This window comes from Sporanaerobacter sp. (genome assembly GCF_047830725.1).
Lineage (GTDB): Bacteria > Bacillota > Clostridia > Tissierellales > Sporanaerobacteraceae > Sporanaerobacter.
In genome coordinates this window covers 1884350-1906450 of sequence record NZ_CP181252.1, presented here as the reverse complement: position 1 = coordinate 1906450, position 22101 = coordinate 1884350, and the positions used below count along the sequence as shown (strand labels likewise).

Here is a 22101-nt window from a genome sequence, read left to right as displayed (position 1 = left end):
ATATTATATTAGGAGGATAAAAATGATACTTGGATTGTTGATTACAGTATTGGTATTTGTTTTTATACTTATGATATTTTTATTTGTAGGAGTGACTATAACATTTAGTTTGTTTGCAAAATTATTGGCTCCATTTGCATTGATAGGCTTGGGCATTTATCTTATTGACAAAAACAATAAGGTCTAAATATTAAAAATGTGATATAATATATATAAACAACTTAATAAGGAGGCGGATATGAAATGACTAATATACTACTAGATGATGTTGTATCAGCCTTAACTGAACTAAAAAATGAAGTAAATAATATAGAAAATAATATGAACCGCTACCAAAAAAATATGACCAAAAAAATTCAGACTATAGAAAAAAAGATAGATACTAAAAATAACAAAAATTTAGACAATCAAGTATGGATTAATGAATACTTCACATGGATGCATATGAATTAGATAAAGCCTACAAAAAATTGTAGGCTTTAATTATTTTCAAAACCAGCCAAAACTCGCTCCATTGGCTTATGTATGATGAGTAGGTCTATAAGCCGAGTTCTGTCTTAGACGGTCATCTATCTAAGACCTATTGTTGCCAATAGGTTCTTGCGACCTACCTACGGGACGACAACGGGCAGCTGTCTTTTTATGTCCCTACTTGGTCTTGCTCCAGATGGGGTTTACAGAGCCAACTAGTCGCCTAGTTGCTGGTGAGCCCTTACCTCACCTTTCCACCCTTACCTATTGCTAGGCGGTATATTTCTGTTGCACTATCCTTGGGGTCACCCCCACTGGGTATTACCCAGCATCCTGCCCTATGGAGCTCGGACTTTCCTCATGCAAAATGCACGTGACCATCCGACCTACTCATCTCTTCAGTTTTTCAGCATAAATACTATAACACATATATTAAACTATTGCAAAGGTAATTTTTGTGAATTATCTACAAAGTACAAAATTCTACCACAATTTTCACATTGAACTATTTCATGATTCTCTTTTACTTTATTTATCAAATAAGTTGGCAATATCATATGACATCCACTGCATTCATCTCCTATGATTTCTGCCATAACCTTTTCCTTGTTATTTTTAATATTTTTATATTTTTCATATATCCCTTTTTCTAATTTTGAAGATATTTCATATATATAATCAATTTCTTCTTTTGCATTTTGCCTCAACTCATCGGTAATCATCTTGTATTCTTCAGCATATCTTTTAAATTCTTCTTTAATATTTTCGTATTCAACTTCTATCTTTCCCATATCAATTTTAAAATTTTCTATTTCTTCTATTAAAGATATTATCTCCATTTCTATATCATTTATGTCTTTTCTTATATTTTTACTTTCTTTATCCATATAATCTAGTTGTTTTAAATCTGTAATAGTTCCACTATATAACTCTTTCTCAATTTCGTCCAATTGAAAATTTAAATCTCTTAATGTTTCACTGTTTTTAATTAGCTTTTTATCACTTTCATCTATACTTTTTTTCCTGTTCTCTAACTTTAATTCTAAATTTTGAATTTTAATAGTCATATTTTCTATATGACCTTTTTTGGCCAATTCCTCTAACTTTGCTTTTATTTTTTTTAATTTTTCATCGTGCTTTTGAAGTTCCCACAACAAATCTAGTTGTTCCATAATTTTTACCCCCATTTTCAATATATTTTGAATGGAGCGGTACTTTTTTCGTGTATAAACACCTCTACATTTTTGTTGGTTTCTTTCAGAATTTTTTCCTTAATAATAGGCAAGATAATTTTTTCAGTATTGAAATGATTTCCATCTATAAGTACAATCCCTAGTTCATTGGCTAATTGCGCTTCATGATACTTTATGTCACTGGTCAAATATAAATCTACTCCACTCTTGTAAGCAGCATATATAAAATCTCCACCGCTTCCACCACATAAAGCAACTCTTCCAATATTCTTATTTGTTTCGCCATATACCAATAAATTGTCAGCATCTAACTTCTCTTTTACAATATCCAAAAACTCATAAAGGCCCATTTCTTTTATATTTCCTACTCTTCCATAGCCATACAAAATACCATCCATTCCCTCACAAGATTTCTCCAATACTTTCACGTCTTCTAATCCCAGTAGTTCAGCCAGTATATCATTTATACCTCCACTTGCCACATCCAAATTTGTATGGGCATTATATACCACTATATCTTTTTTTATAAGATCACATATAAGCTTTCCTTTATAATTGTCTGTAGTTATTTCATAAATAGGATTAAACAAAATTGGATGATGAGTAATAATCATATCTACATTTTCTTTTACAGCTTTTTCGTATGTATTCAAATCTAAATCCAAAGATACAAGTATTCTTTCTACCTCTTTCTCTCCATCTCCTATCTGAAATCCCGTATGATCCCAACTATCTACTAAATAGGATGGTGCCCACTCATTCATAATATTCATTATATCAAAAGCTTTCATAACATTTTAACACCTCTCTATATTGCCTCAATTTTTCAATAAGTTCTTTTTTTCTCTCTACAGCTTTTTCTGATTCTTCACTATCTAATTTTTCAAGAATGCTTTCAGTCTTCTTAATTTTATACTGTATGTATTCTTTCATTTGTAAATCTCTTTTGTCGACTAATTTCTTACTTATTTCATAATATATCTCATTTTCTACATAGTCCTTTCCATGTTCTGCATATATTATCTCATAATATTTATCTTCTTCTTTAACTATTTTTTCATCTATTATCTTAAAATTGTTGTTGTATAAATATCTTCTCAATTCATCAGCAGCAATCATAGGCTGTAAAATAAAATTGTTTATAGTTTCAGCTATTTGTACATTGGATTTGATTATATCTATAATAAGTGGTCCTCCCATCCCAGCAATTATGACAGTGTCAACTTCAAAAGGTTTTAAAACCTCTAAACCATTACCCAATCTAGTTTCTATATTCCTTTTATATCCCAATTCTTCAATAATTTCCTCTGCTTTTTTCAGCGAACCCTTACTTATATCATTTGCTATAACTTTTTTACTTATATTTTTCTCAATTAAATAAACTGGTATATATCCATGATCTGTGCCTATATCCGCTACTATAGAATGATTTTTAACAAAAGTTGCAATACCTAAAAGTCTTGGTGATAACTTCATATGTTTTCCTTCCTTTTTTTGTAATCTAAAAATTAAAGATTCGCATTGGCGAATCCCTAATTATTCTAAGAAATCTTTCAATTTTTTACTTCTACTTGGATGTCTAAGTTTCCTCAATGCTTTGGCTTCTATTTGTCTAATTCTTTCTCTTGTTACATCAAATTCTTTTCCTACTTCCTCTAGAGTTCTTGCTCTTCCATCATCTAAACCAAATCTGAGTCTCAAAACTTTTTGCTCTCTTGGTGTAAGAGTATCTAATACATCTAACAATTGTTCTTTCAAAAGAGTATAAGTAGCTGCTTCTGCTGGTGCCTGAGCTTCATCATCAGGTATAAAATCTCCCAAATGACTATCTTCTTCTTCTCCTATAGGTGTTTCCAATGAAACTGGCTCTTGAGCTATCTTCATAATTTCTCTAACTTTTTCTACATCCATATTCATTTCTTTAGCAACCTCTTCTGGCGTAGGGTCTCTACCCAACTCTTGCACTAATTGCCTAGACACTCTCATAAGTTTATTTATCGTTTCTACCATATGAACAGGTATCCTTATAGTCCTAGCCTGATCAGCAATAGCCCTAGTAATAGCTTGACGTATCCACCAAGTAGCATAGGTGCTAAACTTATATCCCTTTGTATAATCAAATTTTTCTACAGCTTTCATAAGACCTAAATTGCCTTCTTGTATTAAATCAAGAAATAACATACCTCTTCCCACATATCGCTTTGCAATACTCACTACAAGTCTTAAATTTGCTTCAGCAAGTCGTTTTTTAGCTTCCTCATCTCCATCTTCCATTCTCTTTGCCAATTCTATTTCTTCTTCAGCGGTAAGAAGTGGTATTTTCCCTATTTCCTTCAAATACATTCTAACTGGATCATCTACACTAATTCCTTTTGGAACTGACAAATCTTCTTCTTTTATATCTGGAACATCTTCATCGCTTTCATCAGTTTCTAACAATATCTCATCATCTTTTTCACCAACTATATCTATTCCCATTTCTTCTAAACTTTGATAAACTTCATCTATTTGTTCAGAATCCATATCTATTTCTTCTAAACTATCCATTATTTCCTTATAGGTGAGCATCCCTTGTTTTTTCCCTTTACTTATCAACGCTTTTATAGCGTCCATTTTTTCTTTTTTATTTTTATCTTTTTCCATGTGGTCCACCAGAACTCCCTCCTTTCAGTAAAACTATTGGTGCAAGTTCAACTCTCTGTCTATTTCTAATATTTGTAAACATAACTGTTTGAATTTTTCAACATCCCTTTCAGTTTTATCTGGTTTTTTATCAATCTCATTTATTTCTTTTGATATCTCTTTTCTTTTCATTTTTAATTTAGAGTAAAAAATAGTTTCTAATAAATCTTCTATAACCTTATCTATTTCTCCTTCTTCTATATTTATATCCATGTTTAAGATTTCTTTTATTTTTTCACTATCTACATCATCTCTACCATCAAAATGGTCATAGATACTATCTATATTCATATTTTCGTTTTCTTCATAAAAATCAAATATAAACTTAGCCAACTCTCTGCATTCAAAATTCATAAAATCCTCTGAGTTTAATCTATTTTTAATTTTAAAAAACTTTCTCTTGTCTTTTGATATTAAATATATAATAGTCTTTTCTGCTTTAAGATGAGCAGGTTCTAAAACATTTTTTACAGGAATTATTTTATCTTTATTATTTCTATAATTAGCATTTATATACTTGTCCTTTGGAATCATTTTGTATTCACTTTTAATTGCTTCACTTGATATTCCTGTTTCCTTGGCAATCTTATCTAAATATACATCTCTTTCAACAGGACTTTTTATTCCCTTCAAAAACTTTCCCATATCCCTTGTAAACATAATCTTTTCACTTGGATTATTTAAATCATATCTATTTTTATAGAAATATATTTTAAAATCGATATAATTTAAACTATTTTGAAATAAGTTTTCGAATTTTTCTCTTCCATACTTCTTTATAAAATCATCAGGATCATAGTTCATAGGTAATACCAACACTTTAGCATTTATTCCTTCTTCTTTTAATAAATCCAATGCTCTATTTGCAGCATTGATACCAGCTGTATCAGAATCATAACATATATAAATTTCATCTTTATATCTAACAAGCATCTTACCTTGCTCAGGTGTAAAAGCTGTCCCGAGACTAGCAACTGCATAATCTATCCCGCTATTGTATAGAGAAACTACATCCATATATCCTTCTACAAGAACCACCTTTTTTCTATCGGATTTCCTATTTAAAATATTTAGTCCATATAAATTGTTCCTTTTAGAAAAAACAATTGTTTCAGGAGAATTTAAATATTTAGGATTAGAAGAATCAATAGACCTTCCACCAAAAGCTATAACATTACCTCTAGTATCCACAATAGGAAAAATAATTCTGTTTCTGAACCTGTCATAATAACCATTCTTGCCTTTTTTCTTGATTATTAGTCCAGCCATTTCTAAATCTTTTTCTTCAAATCCTTTTTTTACTAAATAATTAAGCAAACTATCCCATCTGCCATCTGCAAAACCCAGACCATAAACTTTAATAGTCTTTTCACTTACAGCTCTCTTTTTTAGATAAGATAAAGCCGCAGCATTAGATTTTAAACTATAATAAAAAAACCTAGCAGTTTCCCTATTTATATTGTATAAAAGCTTTTTTTCTTTCATAAGTTCAACATTTTTCTCGTTTTCCTTTTCATCTATAATTATTCCTAGTTTGTCTGCTAAAAATTTTACTGCTTCAGGAAAAGACAAATTTTCCTCTTTCATAATGAAAGAAATAACATCTCCACTTTCTCCACAACCAAAGCAATGATAAAACTGTTTTGTAGGCGATACTGAAAAAGATGGTGTCTTTTCACTGTGAAATGGGCACAATCCCACATAATTCGAGCCTGTCCTCTTCAAATTTATATATTGAGATATTATATCAACAATATCACTACTTGAGCGAACCCTTTCTATTATTTCATCATTTATCAAATAACTCATAACAACCACCCTACTAGTAAACACAATATGCATTTACTAAACACTTAAAATATATTCGACATATATTTTTATTTTCCTTCTTTTTTTTAATATTTTTCCCACGGTTTAGGTATGAAAATATTGTAAAACAAATTTATTGCATATCTATCTGTCATCCCTGCAATATAATCACAAATCATATCTTCTCTAGATAAATTTTTTTCTTCATAAATTTTTCTATCAAGACTAGACACTTTGTCTGAATGACTTAAATAATAATCATATAATTCTGTAATGACATACTTAGCTTTTTCTTCTTCAGATTTTGCATTTTTATTTAAATAAACTCTTTCGAACATAAACTCCCTAAGTTTTTTTGTATAGTATTCTACTTCATCACTAGTAGAAATTTGTGGACTATCCATACTACATTCTATTATGTCCAATATCATAGTATTGATTCTTTCTCCATGACTTCTTCCCAATACCTTTATACAATCCTTAGGTAAATCTTTATTCTTTATAATATTTGCCCTAATAGCATCATCTATATCATGATTTATATAAGCTATTCTATCTGCTTTTCTAACTATCAATCCTTCTAAAGTATGAGGAAAATTTTTTCCTGTATGATTGAGTATCCCATCTCTTACCTCATATGTCAGATTTAATCCAACTCTATGCTCATCATGTTCCAAATAATCTACTACCCTTAAGCTTTGCTCATTGTGCCGAAATCCTCCAGGATGAAGTTCATTTAATACATTCTCTCCCGTATGGCCAAATGGTGTATGCCCTAAATCATGCCCTAAGGCTATAGCTTCTGCCAAATCTTCATTTAATCTAAGGGCTCTAGATATGGTTCTAGAAATTTGAGATACTTCTAAAGTATGAGTAAGTCTAGTTCTATAATGATCTCCACCAGGAGATATAAATACCTGAGTCTTATGTTTTAATCTCCTAAAAGCTTTTGAATGTATAATTCTATCTCTATCTCTTTGAAAATCTGTTCTAATTTCGCATTTATTCTCTAAAGTTAATCTACCTTTTGTCTCTGAACTCAAAGTTGCATATTGAGAAAGAATGTTTCTTTCAATCTCTTCAGTTTTTAATCGTATATTCATATCATATATACCCCTTTTACATAAATACTTAAAAATATTCCTGATATTATATATACAACAAAATTATTTATAATCCTTTATTTTTCAAAAATTTTATTTGCACTTTAAAAGTAAAATAGAAGCATTGTATATAACAATACTTCTATTTTCCATAATCATCTCCAAAATTGTGTTTCATTATCTCCAATATTATCCCTGCGGTTTCCTCTACTGCTTTGTTGGAAACATCTATAACTTTACATTGCAATTTCTCCATTATCTTTTTTGAATATTCAAGCTCTTCTTCTATCCTTGAAATACTTGCATAGTTTGCATTGTTGCTAAGGCCAAGGGCTTTTAATCTTTCCTGTCTTATTTCGTTGAGTTTTTGAGAATTTGCAATCAATCCAAATACTCTTTTCGTATCCTTTTCAAAAAGTTCTGATGGTGCAGGTACTTCAGGTACTAGTGGCACATTAGCTACTTTAAAATTTTTATGTGCTAAATACATACTAAGTGGTGTTTTAGAAGTTCTAGATACACCGACTAAAACTATATCAGCTTTTTTTATGCCTCTTGGATCTTTACCATCATCGTATTTAACTGCAAATTCAACAGCCTCAACTTTTTTAAAATATTGTTCATCTAATTTTCGTATAAGACCTGATTCTCTTTTTGGTCCAAATCCAACTACATTCTCTATAGCATCTAATATTGGACTCATCAAATCTACAACTTGTATATTGTATTCTTTTGATTTCTCTATAATAAATTTCTTTAGTCTCTCTATAACAATAGTAAAAACTATAATGCTTCTTTCTTCTTTAGCCTCTTCAAATATTTCTACTATTTGTTCTTCTTCAGTCACATATGGAAATCTTCTGACTTCATATTTTTCTGTATTGAATTGACTCACAGCAGCTTTAGCAACCTGTTCACCTGTTTCTCCAATGGAATCTGATAAAACATAAACTACTACATTTCCATCCATAAATTTACCCCCTTAATCATTCTTCCCAAGCTCTACAAACAATTGGGTAATAGTAGTTTTGGAAATTTTTCCTACGATTCTATATTCACTTTTCCCGTCTTTTATTTCAACTTCTTCCACTACTGGAATACTATCTACTTCATGATCTATAATTTTCATAGCTGCATCTAATATAGTTTCTTCTGGCTTTGTAACAACGATATTAGGCATCCTAGTCATGATAACCCCTATAGGCGTTTTGTTTAAATCCAATCCTCCTATAGCATTTTTCAAAAAATCTTTTCTTGAAACTACTCCTGTTAAAAAGCCATTGGATGTAACAAATATAGAACTTACATCCTCTAAAAAAAGAGTAACTATTGCATCATAAATACTGACTTCTTCATCAACTACTACAGGAACAGATTTCACTTCAGCTACCTTTATTTTTCTTATACTTTCAGAAACAAAACTAAAAGCTGTCTTTCCAGTATAAAAATATCCCACTTTGGGCCTAGCATCTAAAATTCCAGACATAGTGAGTATGGCTAAATCAGGTCTTAATGTAGATCTTGTAAGTTTAAGCTTTTTTGCAATTGCTTCCCCAGTAATAGGCTCATTTTCTTTCACAATATCTATTATTTTTTCTTGTCTCTCACTTAATTGAATAAAAATCACCACCCCTCACATGATGGTATATTTTAAACAAGCCCACATATGTGGGCTTATATTTATTTGCTTACTATTTTAGATAAATCACAAATCATAAGCATGGTATCAGATATTTTTCTTATAAGTCCCAATCTATTGTACTTTATTTTTTCATCTTCAACCATTACCATTACATTGTCAAAAAAACTATCAATAGGCTCTTTGAGAGAAATCATATAATCTAGTGCTTTATCATATTCTTTTTTATTAAGAGCAGCTATTACTTTCTCTTCAACAATATTGAACGTTTCATAAAGTCTTATTTCTTCTTTCTCAACTAATAAATCTCTTTTAACTTCATTAGTTTCTGATTTATCAGCTAGTGTCTTGACTCTATTGAAAGCCTGAAGTATATCATTTAACTCTTCTTTATTTAGCCATGTATTTAATTTATCTGCTCTAAGTTTCATATCGAATACATCATCTATTCCTGTAGCTAATATAGCATCTACTATATCATATCTAATACCCATATCTATAAACATGTTTTTTATTCTTCCATTGAAGAACTCCAATATATCCCCTTTTACTTGATTGTAATCAAAAGCTAAGCCATTTTCTTCTACATAAATATATAATGCGAAATCTATTAGTTCTCCTAATGAAAGATTTAATTTTTTATCCAATATTATATTTATTATGCCTAGGGCCTGCCTTCTTAATCCATAAGGATCTTGAGAACCTGTTGGTTGAATTCCTATGGCAAAACATCCGGCAATAGTATCTAACTTGTCAGCAATACTTAAAACTGCTCCTGCTGTAGTTGTTGGAAGTTCATCTCCAGCATATCTAGGAAGATATTGCTCATATATAGCTAAACTTGTTATTTCATTTTCTCCTGATATTTTCGCATACTCTCTACCCATAACTCCTTGAAGTTCAGTGAATTCATCTACCATCTTAGTCACTAAATCAGCTTTTGACAAATATCCTGCTCTTTCAATATTTTTTGCTGTTTCTTCTCCTACCTCGAGATAATTCCCAATTTTGACTGCTAACTTCTGAATTCTAATAGTTTTGTCATAAAGGGTTCCCAATTTTTCTTGAAATACAATATCCTTTAACCTTTCTACACAATTTTCTAGAGGCTCTTTCTTATCTTCATTGAAGAAAAACTTTGCATCCTCTAGCCTTGCGCCTATTACTTTTTCATTCCCTTTTATGACCATATCTATATAATCTTCATTTCCATTTCTTACAGTTATAAAATATGGTAGCAATCTTTTTTTATCATCTACAACTGGAAAATATCTCTGATGTTCTTTCATAGGGGTAATGACTACTTCTTTAGGTAATTCCAAATATTCTTCTTTTATTCTGCCTATAATTGGGGTTGGATATTCTACTATATTAGTTATTTCATCTAGGAGTGCTTCGTCTTGCAATATATTTCCGCCTTTTTCTCTAGCTAATTTCTCACAACCATATTTTATTTTTTCTTTTCTTATATTTGCATCAACTATTACATAATTTTCCTTTAGCTTTGGAACATACTCATCTACATTTTCTATTTCTATATGACTACTGCCTAAAAATCTGTGCCCTCTGGTTATGTTTGAAGCAACTATTCCTTCCAAATCAAATTCTACAACTCTGTCATTTAGCATTGACAATATCCATCTAATAGGCCTTGCAAAACGTAAGTTTTTGCCTCCCCATTTCATGGATTTAGGAAAAGATATAGATTTTATCATATTGGGCATATTTTCTTTTAATATATCTTCTACAAATTTTCCTTCTTTAACCTTATTTACATATACATATTCTTCTCCATTGTGTTCTTGCAAAAATATATCATCCAAACTAATTCCTTGACCCCTCATAAAACCTTCTAGTGCTTTTGTTGGGTTGCCTTCCTCATCAAAAGCTATTTTTTTTGATGGTCCCTTAACTACTTCTTTTAAATCCTTTTGTCTTTCTGCCAAACCATCTATTAGAAGTACTAATCTTCTTGGTGTTGAATTCAATTTTACTTCTTCAAATTCAATTCTCTCATTTTCAAGTAAATTTATAGTATAATTTTTCATCTGCTCTAAAGTACTTTTTACAAACCTTGCAGGCATTTCTTCTACTCCAATTTCTAATAAGTATTTATTACTCATTAGACACACCTCCCTTATTTAAGAGGGGATACCCAAGTTCTTCTCTTTTCTTTAAATATCTTTGTGCTACAAGCTTAGCTAAATTTCTAACTCTACTTATATAATGAGTTCTCTCCGTAACAGAAATAGCCCCTCTAGCATCTAATACATTGAATGCATGAGAACACTTAAGTACATAATCATAACTAGGAAGTACTAGTCCTTCTTCAATAGCTCTTCTTGCTTCTTCTTCATACATATTAAATAATGTAGTCAAACTTTCTATATTAGCTTTTTCAAAACTGTATACAGACTGTTCATACTCTGCTTGCTTGAATATTTCACCATATTTAATTCTATCATTCCACTGAATATCAAATATATTGTCTACATCTTGAAGATACATCGCTATCCTTTCTAGACCATAAGTAAGTTCTGCTGACTCTAAATCGCAGTTTACGCTACCTATTTGTTGAAAGTATGTAAATTGAGTAATTTCCATTCCATCTAACCATACTTCCCAACCTAAACCCCATGCACCCAAGGTAGGAGCTTCCCAATTATCTTCAACAAATCTTATATCATGCTTTAAAGGTTCTATCCCTATTGCTTTCAAACTTTCCAAATAAAGATCTTGTACATCCTCTGGAGATGGTTTTAAAATGACTTGTAGTTGATGATGCTGATAAACCCTGTTTGGATTTTCCCCATACCTTGCATCTGCAGGTCTTCTTGATGGTTCCACATATACTACCTTCCAAGGCTCTGGACCTAATGCCCTTAAAAAAGTATGTGGATTCATCGTTCCAGCACCTTTTTCTACATCATAAGGCTCTAAAATAATGCACCCCTTGCTTCCCCAATATTCAAGTAATTTCAGCATTAATTCCTGAAAATACATTTTTGTTACCTCCTTAATTTGTGGATTAAAAATATTTTGACATAAAAAAACCTTTACATCCCTATAGGGACGAAAGGTAACTTCCGCGGTTCCACCCTACTTAATACCTTTTAAAAGGTATTCTCTCATGATATATGCTCAGAAGTGCCCTTTATCAATTCATTATACTAGGCTCTCACCACCCCTAGCTCGCTTATATAATATATATTGACTACTATCTTCTTCATTGCATAGTTTCTTTAGTTCATCTATAGTTAATAATCTAGCAAAAAAATTTAAGCTTGTCAATACTATGCATTATCATCATCTGAATCAGAAGATTGTTTACTACCTGACATTTTCTTTTCCACAGCTTCATTGATATTTACAACTTCTCCATTTTCTTTTACTATTTCGAAAGTACATTTTGAAAACAAAGCTGTACTAAAACCTAATAGTGCAATCTGTGGAGATAGTACTGTACCTATTGCCCCAGCAGTAATTGGTATATTCATAATCACTTCCCCATCTTTTCTTATAATTATCTTTGTAACATTTCCTTTTTTCAAAGATTCTTTTACTTTTTCAAATATTTGCTCACTTGTATTCCCTAAATTTTGTGCAAAAGTTTTATCCTTGCTTTCAATATAAACAATAGCCTCAACTACATCTCCATCACAAGCCTCCAAAGCTTCCTTTGCTTCTTTATAGCTAGCATTCGTTCTTGCAACTACTTTATCAATATCATCTAAAGATATACTCACATTAGGCACCTCCATTTTTTTCAATTGATTTAATAAAATTTAATGAATTAAAATGATCTTTTTCTATACATGTCAATATATATTGTACCAAAATATCCTGCAATTTAGTCATGACATCTTTAGGCAACTTGATTTCACCTAAATTGTCTAGAGAAGTATATAAAAGAAGTTTTAAATATTTAAGCATAGATTTATCCATGTACCGACTAGTTTTTTCCAATCCAAAGCAATCTTCGCATATAATTCCACCTTGCTTTATACTAAATCTTAGTGTTTCATTTATATCCTTTCCACATATAACGCAACTGTCTAAAAATGGTCTAAAACCTAAAAATGATATATATTTTATTTCAAAACTAATTATAAATTTTAAAAAATCATCATCCATATTAGACAGTACACTCAAAGCTTTTATCAACAATTTAAAAAGTTTTTCATTTGGTTCCTCTTCCACAATAGAAGAATCAACCAGTTCTAAAAGATAAGTACCATATAGAAGCCTATTCATATCTTCTCTTATATCATAGAAAGAATTCAAGATATCACCTTGACTTATATGATAAAAATTTTTACCTTTATAGAAAGTATATTCACTATAAGAAAAGACTTGACTACTAGCAATAAATGGGCTTCTTGGTCTCAATGCTCCTCTAGCAATGGCATGAATTTTCCCATGTTTTAGAGAAAATATATTTAGTATCTTATCTGTTTCTTCAAACTTTGTTTCTCTTAAAACTATTCCTTCAGATTTTACAAGCATTTAGTCACTCCAATACTATTCATATCCAAAATACTTTATCTTATTTTCCTTGTCTCTCCAATTTTTTTCTACCTTTACCCATAGTTGTAAATTAACTTGACTTCCCAAAAGATTTTCTATATCAATTCTAGCACTTTTACCTATCCCTTTTAATTTTCTTCCATTTTTCCCAATGATAATCCCTTTATGAGATTCTTTTTCGCAATAAATTGTAGCATGAACATCTATTATGTCTTTGTCATCTCTTGTATTTATCATATCAATTGCTACAAATACTCCATGAGGTACTTCTTCTTCCAGATAATGAAGTGCTTTTTCCCTTATAATTTCAGCTATAATAAATCTCTCAGGCTGATCTGTTATCATATCTTCTGGAAAATATTGTGGCCCTTCTGGCAACATTCTTTTTAATACATCTATATAAAGAGCCACATTGGTCCCATTCATTGCAGAAATTGGTATTATGTCATCAAACATATTTAATCTTCTATATGTGTCCATTATTTCAGCTATATCTTCTTTTGAGAGCTTATCTATTTTATTTATAACTAATATTTTAGGTGTTCTAACACCCCTTAATTGCGAAATAATATTTTCATCTAGTGGTCCTATTCTTTTGCTATTGTCTACCATAAAAGTAACTACATCAACTTCATTTAATGTACTCTTAGATATATTCATCATATATTCATCTAATTTATTTTTAGGTTTATGAATACCTGGAGTATCTATAAACACTATTTGAAAATCATTTTGAGTATATACACATTGAATTTTGTTTCTTGTAGTTTGAGGTTTATCTGAAATAATTGAAACCTTTTCTCCGATTATAAAATTTAAAAGCGTTGATTTTCCTACATTAGGTCTTCCTATTATAGTTACAAAACCTGATTTATACATAGCATCACTCCTATTTCACTGCATTTTCTAAATCTTCTGGCCCAAAACTGTAAGGCAACAATTCATCTAAAGTATATTCTTTGTATTCATCTAATGATTTAGCAATGATTATTTTTGCATTTTTCCCAAATTCTCTTATAACTTGTCTACAAACTCCACATGGATAAGTAAAACCCGCATCTCCTACAATAGCTATAGCTTTTATGTTTCTCTTTCCTTCTGAAATTGCCTTAAAAATAGCAGTTCTTTCAGCACAGTTTGTAGGACTATATGAGGCTGATTCAATATTGCACCCTCCATATATACTACCATCTTCCATAAGTACTGCTGCTCCTACATGAAAATTTGAATAAGGCACATAAGCCATTTTTTTAGCTTCAAAAGCCTTTTCTATAAGTTCTCTTTGATTCAAAACAATCACTCCTATTTAATAGCTAAATTTGTTTTTGTATTTATCACTTGAATCCAAGTGATGCCAGAATTGAATTTTATTTCTCTTCCACTTTCATCATAGTATTTAGTTTTAGCATTTCTAGAATTTTTAGTCCAAGTAATATTTTGACCTTGTCCATTGGTTATATATATACCATTTCCACTACCTATCAAATCAATTTTAAGTCTACCTTCTTTATCAACAACTTTTGTATTGGCCTCTTGTATGACAATATTTTTAGCTACAATTGGTATATTGTAATATTCATCAATATGAAGCTTACCATCTTTATATCTTTTATAATTTTTTTTAGCTTCATCATACACATACTGAGTATTGTTTTCATTGTTGTAGATAATAGTTACATCTTTTGCAGAAAAGCCATTTATTTCAGTATCTTCAGTGAAAAATTTAAATCCTTCAAAGTTTCCTTCTAGTTTATATCCTCTTTCAGCCTGAGTTTTTCGTATAATATTCATATTTGTATAAAGATTGTGAGGCTTTTTTTTGCCATTCTTAGTATTTCTATAAAAAACACTTGGTGAACTTGACAATCCATCAATATCTGCAATACCTAAGGTTTTTATATCTTTTTTAGCTTCCTCGCTTCCGCCGACTCTTACATATATTGGATCATACTCCAATAGAGTAGTAACAAAATAAGGTCTTGAACTTCTAATTGGCCCTAATTCTTCTGGGTCATTTATAAGAAATATTCCCATATATCTTGTATAAGGTGCTTCTACCATAAATTCATAAACCACTTCTGCTTCTGAAAGGCCCGCTTGCCATCTAGCTCTTGGATGATTATCAAACATAACCGCTACTGGCCTTCTACTTACTTTTCCCTTAGATGCATAAATTCCGCTTAAAGGTGAAGGTATGCCTTCCTTCAAACCTTCGTCTTCTTTTCCATCTTCTTTATTTACTTCTTCATCGTCAGCAATTACTATCCCTTCATCATCTCCTATCCCCACTTCATTTCTTCTGCAACCCACACCAATTAAGCCAATAGAAAATACCAAGAAAATAAATAATATCTTTTTCATAAATCCCTCCTGTTAGCCTATAATTTGGAAAACTAAAATTCCTATTAAAATTCCCAATACAGCACCTGTTATCACTTCAAAAGAACTATGAATTTTCCCTTCTACTCTACTTTCTCCTAATAGTATAGCCATAAAATAAGCCAATGTTGTGATTAATACATTTTGAGCTAAAAAACTTATGATTGTTGCTATTAAAAAACCAATAGCTGAATGTCCACTAACTATTCCTCCTTTAAAAGGAGTACCTGTTTGAGCTATTGTTTTTATAATTACAGTTATAATTATGACTAAAAATATAGATATAAAAGTCAAATGAATTGGTGAATTTTTGATTTTAAATAATAGTAAATGGGAATAAGGATTTAATCTATCAAAAAACAATAAATAACCCACCACTATAGCATTTATAGCTGATACGAGAACTGCCCCTGCCGCCACATCTTTTGCAATTTTTGCTAAAGGATGATAATCCTCTGTAAAAAGATCTATGGATTTTTCTATAGATGTATTTATCATTTCTGAAGCTATCACAAAACTTACTGTTAAAAATAGTATCAAAAATTCAAGTCTACTAAAATTTAAAAATAGACTTAAAACAAGAACTATAACAGCTAAACTAAAATGTATCCTCATATTTCTTTGAGTTTTTAATGTATAAATTATTCCATCTACCGCATAATTAAAACTATCTATAAGACTTCTAGATTTCATTTAACCACCTTATTTTATTCATTTTTAAATATCTTTAAAGTTTTCATGACGCTTTTTTCCTTTTCTCTCATAATCCTTTTATCTTCATCTGTCATATGATCATATCCAAGAAGATGAAACATACTATGAGCAGTTAAATACGCTATTTCTCTTTCAAAAGTATGTCCATATTCTTTTGATTGTTCTAAAGCACGTTCAAGAGATATGACAATATCACCTAAAAGAGGTGTAAAAAGACCAAAAGAATCTTCCTCCATAGGAAAAGAAAGCACATCTGTAGGAGAATCTACATTTCTATATTCTTTATTTAATTCTCTAATTTCTTCATTGTCTACAAAAGAAACGCTCACTTCCACATCTGTAGAATGTTCCTCTTCTTTTAAACATTCCTCTATAACCTGATTTATAATAGTTTCAATGGCTTCAATTTTTTCATCTATTTCTATCTTGTCCTGTCTATTATCTATATATATATCCATCTATATCTCTCCTTTAATTTCGCCTTTTACTTCATTTATATCAAGCTTTGGATACTCTATCCTATCATGGAATATGCCCAAAAGTACAGTACAAAAAATATTGGCAATTGTGTTTAAATCTTTTAAAGTCAAGTCACATTCTTCAAGTTGTCCATCTTCTAATTTGCCCTTTATAATATTTCTGACCATTTCTTCTATTTTCCCTTTGTTAGGTTCCTTAATAGATCTAACTGCAGCCTCCACTGAATCAGCTAACATTATTATAGCTGCTTCTTTGGTCTGAGGCCTAGGCCCTTTATATCTGAAATCCTCAATCTTTACATTTTCACTATTTTCACCTTTTAGTGCTTTATAATAAAAATATGCTACTATCGTATCTCCATGATGTTGAATTATTATATCCTTTATTTCTTTAGGCAAATTATACTCTTCTGCCATTGTTAGCCCATCTTTAGTATGATTTGTTATAATCAGTGTACTAAGGCTTGGGTTTAATTTGTCATGAGGATTGTCAAATCCAAACTGATTTTCTTTAAACAAATAAGGTCTCTTTAGTTTTCCTATATCATGATAATATGCTCCAACTCTTGCTATAAGTGGATTTGCTCCTACTTCCTCTGCAGCTGCCTCACTTAAATTTCCTACCAACACACTGTGATGATATGTCCCAGGAGCCTCCATAAGTAATTTTTTTAGAAGGGGCTGATTTGGGTTAGAAAGTTCTAGTAACTTAAGAGGAGTCAATATTTGAAATACATTTTCCCACAAAGGCAATGTACCTATAGTTAAAACTGCACAAAAAATCCCATTTAATACACCATATCCACTCTTTATAAGGGTATCTAAAATATCTGCTCTTTTTACAAGACCAAAAGATACTATAGTCAAAACATTTACAATTCCAACTACCAATCCATTGAAAAAAATATTATATCTTTGGGAGGCATTTATCACGCTAAATGCTCCTATACTTCCTCCAATCAATAGCATAGCTACTACACTTTCATCAACTTTTAAAATAATTCCAATTAAAAAGGCCAATATAGCATTTATTATTAAAGCCAGTTTTGGATTTATGATAAGAGTAATGAGCATAGCGGCTGTAGAAACAGGCATTATATATGGTGAAATACTATATACTCCTTCAGATATAAGAACTATACTTATAATTATAATATCTAGTATAACTAGCTTTGAACTTGTGAAAACTTCCTTGTTAAAATGATATAAATACAACCCTATCACAGATTCTACTAATAGAATAATAATAATTGTACCTATTATGGTACTTAAATCATACCCTTCTTTTTCTTTTAAAAGCCCAGAATCTTTTATCATTTCATATGCATTTACATCTATTCTATCGCCTTTTCTTACAATTACTTGATTTTCTTTCACAATAACTGGCTCTACATTTTCAGCTACCTCTAACTTTTTCCTTTGAGTTGCCTCCATATCTAAAAACTTATTGGGTTCTATAGTAGATTCTATAAGAACCATACCTAGTTCCTTTTCTTCTTTGGACATATCCAAAGTTTTAAAAATACTTTTTACATTTTCCATTTCATACTCTAACTCTTCTTCTTTTATACCTGTGCTCATTATTTGATTTATAATATCATATATAGCATTTTCTAAAGAATTTAATTCTTTGTTGTCTATTCTCACAGCTATATTAAAGTATTTAGGTTGTAATTTTATATTTGATTGTTCTTCAAGCAAATTGGCTTTCTTTGTATTGCTCATATTGTCATAAGCTTTTACATCTTTCACAAGGCCAAAAAAAACTCTAATATCATTTTTCATTTTCATCTGAACAGATGGATTGACTCTAAATCTAGGCTCAACCCTTTCCATTGCCTCATTTTTTAATTTTTGCGTAGCACCTTTATCTTCTATATCTTTAGTAGCTCTAATTTCATAAGGAGATACATCTCCTATCCTTACCTTTACCTTTTTCGGCTCTATGTTGTCAATAATTGTAAAAAACAGAAGCAATGTAAAAATAATTTGTAATACTATAATGCCAACATTTTTGTGTTCAGAAAAATATGAAACCACCCTTTTAACTTTTGGCCTTTTTATTCGTTTGTCCTTAATTTTTTGTTTCATCATGGGATAACCCCCCAACAAAATATCTACTCAGCATTTTTTTCATATTTGTCATAAGCTTCTATTATTTTCTGTACCAATGGATGTCTCACAATATCTAATTTTGTTAGATAAACAAAATCTATACCATTTATTCCAGAAAGTATTTTAGTTACAGTCTTAAGACCAGAGGACTTTCCACGTGGCAAGTCTATTTGAGTGATATCACCAGTGATTATAGCTTTTGAACCAAATCCTAATCTTGTTAAAAACATTTTCATCTGCTCATTTGTAGTATTTTGTGCTTCATCAAGTATTACATAAGCAGAATCCAATGTTCTTCCTCTCATATATGCTAATGGTGCTACTTCTATAAGCCCTTTCTCAACAAACTTTCCATAAGTCTCAAAACCCATTATATCAAATAGTGCATCATATACAGGTCTTAAATATGGATCCACTTTTTCTTGTAAATCTCCAGGCAAAAATCCTAGATTTTCTCCAGCTTCCACTGCAGGCCTTGTCAATATTATTCTATTGACTTCCTTATTCTTAAAAGCATTTACTGCCATAGCCATAGCAAGATAAGTTTTCCCAGTACCTGCTGGACCAATTCCAAATACTATATCATTATTTTTTATAGAATCAATGTATCTTTTCTGACCTAAAGTTTTAGGTTTTATACTCTTTCCAGATGAAGTGATACATATAGTTTCATCTATTAATTCTTTTACCTTTTCTTCTTTTCCTTCATAAATAAGTTGAATGGTATACATTAGCTCTTGCTTTGCAAGTTTACCTTGTGCTTTTATTATTTCAATTAATTTATATATAAGCCTATCTACCAGCATAACTGGAATTTCTTCACCTATTATTTTTATTTCTCCACTCCTCAAAAGAATTTCTACACTAAATTCACTTTCAATTATCTTTATATTTTCATCAAATTTGCCAAATAACTCAAATACAACATTTTCATCCTCTATAGCAATGATTTTCTCCGTGATGTCTTTACTCAAAACTAATCCTCCCTATTATAAATTATTTGCTTTTCTCCTATATCTTCAATAGCTTCTATAATTACCTGTGTTATCAATTTGTTATCTTCTATATTATACTTCACATCTTTAGATATTACTTGACTATCTTTAGGCAATATCTTATTTATTTCTTGTACTGCCAATACTTGGGTTGAACGTTTCAGTGAATCTATATTTTGTTTTATTTTCTTTACTTCAACTTCTCTATATTCATAGCTTACAATTTGTATAGGTAAAAAATCCACTATATTTTTTGTATCCTCAACTACTATATACTCTTTAAAAGGAATTTCTCCTTCTATAATTTGTATTCCTTTTTCTCCAAATTTCAACTCTTTTCTTATATAAACCTCACCAGTCTCCTCTTTTATTTCTTTTTCGATAGCTTCTTCCATTGTATACGCATATCTAGTGATGGCTAATACTTCCCCATCTGAATGAACAAGTATATTTTCTTCCATAGACTCATCTTTTATGATCCCAGTTATTAATACTTGACCTTTTTCTACTACCTGGCCCTCTTCTACGATGCTTTTCCCATTTCTTGCAATGACTTTTTTTATAACTCCTTTTTTCTTAGCTACAATATTGCAAGGAGTTTTCGTATCTATTTTTTCAGGTGGTAATTCCTGTTCTTTTACATTTATAAAAAGTTTAGTTCCTCTCATCTCAACTGAAACAAAAGAAAATTCATCAAATTCATCAAATATTTTATTTTTTATATTTTCAAAGTCTATATTATATTTCATTTTACCTGAAGAAACATCTATGCTATTCAAAAATTTTATGATTTCTTCATCCTTAATCTTTTCATTTCCTAATATTTCAATACTCCATATAAACGAAGATAAAAATATTATAAGTGCTATAAATATTATAAAACCAATTCCAAACATTTTTCTCTTTCTAATCTTTTCTAACAAAAAAGGAAAACCCTTTTTATCAATTATATATACCCTACAGCCTACAGTCTTTACAACCTCCCTTAGAGCTTTAAAACCCTCTAAACTTACTTTCCCTTCAATAACTGTATATTCAATTCTTTCTATATCCCAAAGGTATATATCCTTGTTTACAGCTAAGTTTAAAAACTTTTCAAGAGTAAGTCCTTCAACTCTAATAATAACATATCCTCTAAAATAATTCCATATTTTTATAGCTAGCATATATACACCCCTTAGTACAAAAATTCAAGCTTTTCGATAAGCCCTGAAATAATTATCTCTTCTGAAAGAATGGTTTTTAAATACATATCAGAACCAGTTATTTTAATAACTCCAGAATTCGTATTAATTCTTATAATTTCTTTTGTGTATTCAATAATACCTTTGTGATTAGTAACTAGTATTTGCATATTACCTATCATTGTTATCTTCGGCAAATCCATGACTATTTCTTTTGGAAGCTCAAATATATCTGAAATATTCGACTTTATATCATCCACTTTATTTTTCACTTAAAAAGCCCTCCTTTTTATTTAAATTTATGCTTAAAATAAAGGAGGTATTACAAAATAAAGAGTATGTAGTCTTTGTACTTGACTAACATACTCTTTATTTTTAATAAACTTTATTTTGTCTACATTTTGGTTCTGATAATATTTCTTTCATTACTATCCCTTTAACAATATCATTTTTAGTAAATTCACCTAATACTTGTGATTTTTCTTTGGCTTCTTTGCTTTCTTTTTCTACATCAATATTTTGTACTTTAACTTCATCAAGCTCATATTCCGAGTCTAGATATCTGTAATTTTCATTAGTTTCTCTTCTTTCTTCAACTAAAGATTTCCTTTGTTTATTTTCTACAGTTAAAGGTACTTTTTTTTCTTTTTTCTTTGTATTGTATTTTTTCATGTCAGACTTAGATAAAGTATTTGATTTAGTACCTTTAGCCATTTCTATTTTGTTTTTTTCTTGAATGCTTTTGATTATTATAGGTAGTAGAAAAATAAAAAATATAGTTAAAATATCGGAAATGTCCATATTAACACAT

24 protein-coding genes, 1 other RNA gene and 1 other annotated feature are annotated in these 22101 nt (G+C 30.1%); of the genes, 2 read left to right on the top strand and 23 right to left on the bottom strand.

The annotated features are described in order from the left end of the window. Positions 1-22: 22 nt before the first annotated feature. A complete protein-coding gene (locus tag ACFWUA_RS09465; protein WP_416197773.1) occupies positions 23-187 on the top strand; it encodes a hypothetical protein in 165 nt (54 codons plus the stop codon). A 56-nt stretch (positions 188-243) separates the two neighbouring features. Next, complete coding sequence (locus tag ACFWUA_RS09460) at positions 244-453, top strand: hypothetical protein (RefSeq protein ID WP_416197772.1); 210 nt, start codon at positions 244-246, stop codon at positions 451-453. Positions 454-525: 72 nt separating this feature from the next. Here the strand turns inward: ACFWUA_RS09460 and rnpB are convergent. The 23 genes from rnpB to ACFWUA_RS09345 all read right to left on the bottom strand — a co-directional run bounded on the left by rnpB (position 526) and on the right by ACFWUA_RS09345 (position 22091). After that, an RNA gene (gene rnpB, locus ACFWUA_RS09455) (RNase P RNA component class A) lies at positions 526-864 on the bottom strand. 44 nt (positions 865-908) lie between these two features. Next, entirely contained in the window at positions 909-1643 is a 735-nt protein-coding gene (locus ACFWUA_RS09450) for a zinc ribbon domain-containing protein (RefSeq protein ID WP_416197771.1), read from the bottom strand. Between the two features lie 17 nt (positions 1644-1660). Further along, a complete protein-coding gene (locus ACFWUA_RS09445) occupies positions 1661-2455 on the bottom strand; it encodes a Nif3-like dinuclear metal center hexameric protein (RefSeq protein WP_416197770.1) in 795 nt (264 codons plus the stop codon). Continuing rightward, positions 2442-3140 carry a tRNA (adenine(22)-N(1))-methyltransferase gene (locus ACFWUA_RS09440; RefSeq protein WP_416197769.1) on the bottom strand — a complete coding sequence of 233 codons (699 nt, stop codon included), beginning with the start codon at positions 3138-3140 and terminating at the stop codon, positions 2442-2444. The genes ACFWUA_RS09445 and ACFWUA_RS09440 overlap by 14 nt, the downstream gene beginning before the upstream one ends. Before the next feature lie 60 nt (positions 3141-3200). Beyond that, on the bottom strand, positions 3201-4307 hold the full coding sequence (gene rpoD / locus ACFWUA_RS09435) for an RNA polymerase sigma factor RpoD (protein ID WP_416199194.1): 1107 nt from the start codon (positions 4305-4307) through the stop codon (positions 3201-3203). A 33-nt stretch (positions 4308-4340) separates the two neighbouring features. Continuing rightward, on the bottom strand, positions 4341-6155 hold the full coding sequence (gene dnaG, locus ACFWUA_RS09430; RefSeq protein WP_416197768.1) for a DNA primase: 1815 nt from the start codon (positions 6153-6155) through the stop codon (positions 4341-4343). 86 nt (positions 6156-6241) lie between these two features. Next, positions 6242-7258: a deoxyguanosinetriphosphate triphosphohydrolase gene (locus tag ACFWUA_RS09425; RefSeq protein WP_416197767.1), complete on the bottom strand. Its 1017-nt coding sequence runs from the start codon at positions 7256-7258 to the stop codon at positions 6242-6244. 142 nt (positions 7259-7400) lie between these two features. Continuing rightward, complete coding sequence (locus ACFWUA_RS09420; RefSeq protein WP_416197766.1) at positions 7401-8228, bottom strand: pyruvate, water dikinase regulatory protein; 828 nt, start codon at positions 8226-8228, stop codon at positions 7401-7403. A 12-nt stretch (positions 8229-8240) separates the two neighbouring features. Further along, on the bottom strand, positions 8241-8885 hold the full coding sequence (locus tag ACFWUA_RS09415; RefSeq protein ID WP_416197765.1) for a helix-turn-helix transcriptional regulator: 645 nt from the start codon (positions 8883-8885) through the stop codon (positions 8241-8243). 53 nt (positions 8886-8938) lie between these two features. Further along, the gene (gene glyS / locus ACFWUA_RS09410; RefSeq protein WP_416197764.1) at positions 8939-11020 is read right to left on the bottom strand and encodes a glycine--tRNA ligase subunit beta; all 2082 of its coding nucleotides are present in this window, start codon (positions 11018-11020) and stop codon (positions 8939-8941) included. After that, positions 11013-11900, bottom strand: coding sequence for a glycine--tRNA ligase subunit alpha (gene glyQ, locus ACFWUA_RS09405; RefSeq protein ID WP_416197763.1), 888 nt, complete (start codon positions 11898-11900; stop codon positions 11013-11015). Before glyQ ends, glyS begins: the two co-directional genes overlap by 8 nt. A gap of 62 nt (positions 11901-11962) precedes the next feature. Further along, positions 11963-12136, bottom strand: a binding site (T-box leader). Between the two features lie 54 nt (positions 12137-12190). Beyond that, positions 12191-12643 carry a DUF4342 domain-containing protein gene (locus tag ACFWUA_RS09400; protein WP_416197762.1) on the bottom strand — a complete coding sequence of 151 codons (453 nt, stop codon included), beginning with the start codon at positions 12641-12643 and terminating at the stop codon, positions 12191-12193. 1 nt (position 12644) lies between these two features. Beyond that, positions 12645-13403 carry a DNA repair protein RecO gene (gene recO, locus ACFWUA_RS09395; RefSeq protein ID WP_416197761.1) on the bottom strand — a complete coding sequence of 253 codons (759 nt, stop codon included), beginning with the start codon at positions 13401-13403 and terminating at the stop codon, positions 12645-12647. A 15-nt stretch (positions 13404-13418) separates the two neighbouring features. Beyond that, positions 13419-14303 (bottom strand): GTPase Era, encoded by an 885-nt coding sequence (era, locus tag ACFWUA_RS09390; protein WP_416197760.1) that lies wholly within the window; start codon positions 14301-14303, stop codon positions 13419-13421. A gap of 10 nt (positions 14304-14313) precedes the next feature. Next, on the bottom strand, positions 14314-14715 hold the full coding sequence (locus ACFWUA_RS09385; protein ID WP_416197759.1) for a cytidine deaminase: 402 nt from the start codon (positions 14713-14715) through the stop codon (positions 14314-14316). Positions 14716-14726: 11 nt separating this feature from the next. Next, entirely contained in the window at positions 14727-15785 is a 1059-nt protein-coding gene (locus ACFWUA_RS09380; protein WP_416197758.1) for a DUF3048 domain-containing protein, read from the bottom strand. Positions 15786-15797: 12 nt separating this feature from the next. Beyond that, positions 15798-16496 (bottom strand): diacylglycerol kinase, encoded by a 699-nt coding sequence (locus tag ACFWUA_RS09375; protein WP_416197757.1) that lies wholly within the window; start codon positions 16494-16496, stop codon positions 15798-15800. A gap of 14 nt (positions 16497-16510) precedes the next feature. Beyond that, positions 16511-16975: an rRNA maturation RNase YbeY gene (gene ybeY / locus ACFWUA_RS09370; protein WP_416197756.1), complete on the bottom strand. Its 465-nt coding sequence runs from the start codon at positions 16973-16975 to the stop codon at positions 16511-16513. Next, the gene (locus tag ACFWUA_RS09365; protein ID WP_416197755.1) at positions 16976-19090 is read right to left on the bottom strand and encodes an HD family phosphohydrolase; all 2115 of its coding nucleotides are present in this window, start codon (positions 19088-19090) and stop codon (positions 16976-16978) included. Between the two features lie 23 nt (positions 19091-19113). Beyond that, complete coding sequence (locus tag ACFWUA_RS09360; RefSeq protein WP_416197754.1) at positions 19114-20085, bottom strand: PhoH family protein; 972 nt, start codon at positions 20083-20085, stop codon at positions 19114-19116. Positions 20086-20087: 2 nt separating this feature from the next. Next, a complete protein-coding gene (gene yqfD / locus ACFWUA_RS09355) occupies positions 20088-21272 on the bottom strand; it encodes a sporulation protein YqfD (RefSeq protein ID WP_416197753.1) in 1185 nt (394 codons plus the stop codon). 11 nt (positions 21273-21283) lie between these two features. Then, a complete protein-coding gene (yqfC, locus tag ACFWUA_RS09350; protein WP_416197752.1) occupies positions 21284-21562 on the bottom strand; it encodes a sporulation protein YqfC in 279 nt (92 codons plus the stop codon). Between the two features lie 103 nt (positions 21563-21665). Further along, positions 21666-22091: a hypothetical protein gene (locus tag ACFWUA_RS09345; protein WP_416197751.1), complete on the bottom strand. Its 426-nt coding sequence runs from the start codon at positions 22089-22091 to the stop codon at positions 21666-21668. Positions 22092-22101: the final 10 nt, after the last annotated feature.

Bases quoted from the DNA above. Each gene is read 5' to 3' on its own strand.
- ACFWUA_RS09440 (WP_416197769.1), bottom strand. From the start codon at position 3,140: ATGAAGTTATCACCAAGACTTTTAGGTATTGCAACTTTTGTTAAAAAT.
- rpoD (WP_416199194.1), bottom strand. From the start codon at position 4,307: ATGGAAAAAGATAAAAATAAAAAAGAAAAAATGGACGCTATAAAAGCG.
- ybeY (WP_416197756.1), bottom strand. From the start codon at position 16,975: ATGGATATATATATAGATAATAGACAGGACAAGATAGAAATAGATGAA.
- recO (WP_416197761.1), bottom strand. From the start codon at position 13,403: ATGCTTGTAAAATCTGAAGGAATAGTTTTAAGAGAAACAAAGTTTGAA.
- ACFWUA_RS09460 (WP_416197772.1), top strand. From the start codon at position 244: ATGACTAATATACTACTAGATGATGTTGTATCAGCCTTAACTGAACTA.
- ACFWUA_RS09465 (WP_416197773.1), top strand. From the start codon at position 23: ATGATACTTGGATTGTTGATTACAGTATTGGTATTTGTTTTTATACTT.
- ACFWUA_RS09375 (WP_416197757.1), bottom strand. From the start codon at position 16,496: ATGAAATCTAGAAGTCTTATAGATAGTTTTAATTATGCGGTAGATGGA.
- ACFWUA_RS09365 (WP_416197755.1), bottom strand. From the start codon at position 19,090: ATGATGAAACAAAAAATTAAGGACAAACGAATAAAAAGGCCAAAAGTT.
- dnaG (WP_416197768.1), bottom strand. From the start codon at position 6,155: ATGAGTTATTTGATAAATGATGAAATAATAGAAAGGGTTCGCTCAAGT.
- ACFWUA_RS09450 (WP_416197771.1), bottom strand. From the start codon at position 1,643: ATGGAACAACTAGATTTGTTGTGGGAACTTCAAAAGCACGATGAAAAA.
- glyQ (WP_416197763.1), bottom strand. From the start codon at position 11,900: ATGTATTTTCAGGAATTAATGCTGAAATTACTTGAATATTGGGGAAGC.
- ACFWUA_RS09425 (WP_416197767.1), bottom strand. From the start codon at position 7,258: ATGAATATACGATTAAAAACTGAAGAGATTGAAAGAAACATTCTTTCT.
- ACFWUA_RS09445 (WP_416197770.1), bottom strand. From the start codon at position 2,455: ATGAAAGCTTTTGATATAATGAATATTATGAATGAGTGGGCACCATCC.
- ACFWUA_RS09380 (WP_416197758.1), bottom strand. From the start codon at position 15,785: ATGAAAAAGATATTATTTATTTTCTTGGTATTTTCTATTGGCTTAATT.
- ACFWUA_RS09345 (WP_416197751.1), bottom strand. From the start codon at position 22,091: ATGGACATTTCCGATATTTTAACTATATTTTTTATTTTTCTACTACCT.
- glyS (WP_416197764.1), bottom strand. From the start codon at position 11,020: ATGAGTAATAAATACTTATTAGAAATTGGAGTAGAAGAAATGCCTGCA.
- ACFWUA_RS09420 (WP_416197766.1), bottom strand. From the start codon at position 8,228: ATGGATGGAAATGTAGTAGTTTATGTTTTATCAGATTCCATTGGAGAA.
- yqfD (WP_416197753.1), bottom strand. From the start codon at position 21,272: ATGCTAGCTATAAAAATATGGAATTATTTTAGAGGATATGTTATTATT.
- era (WP_416197760.1), bottom strand. From the start codon at position 14,303: ATGTATAAATCAGGTTTTGTAACTATAATAGGAAGACCTAATGTAGGA.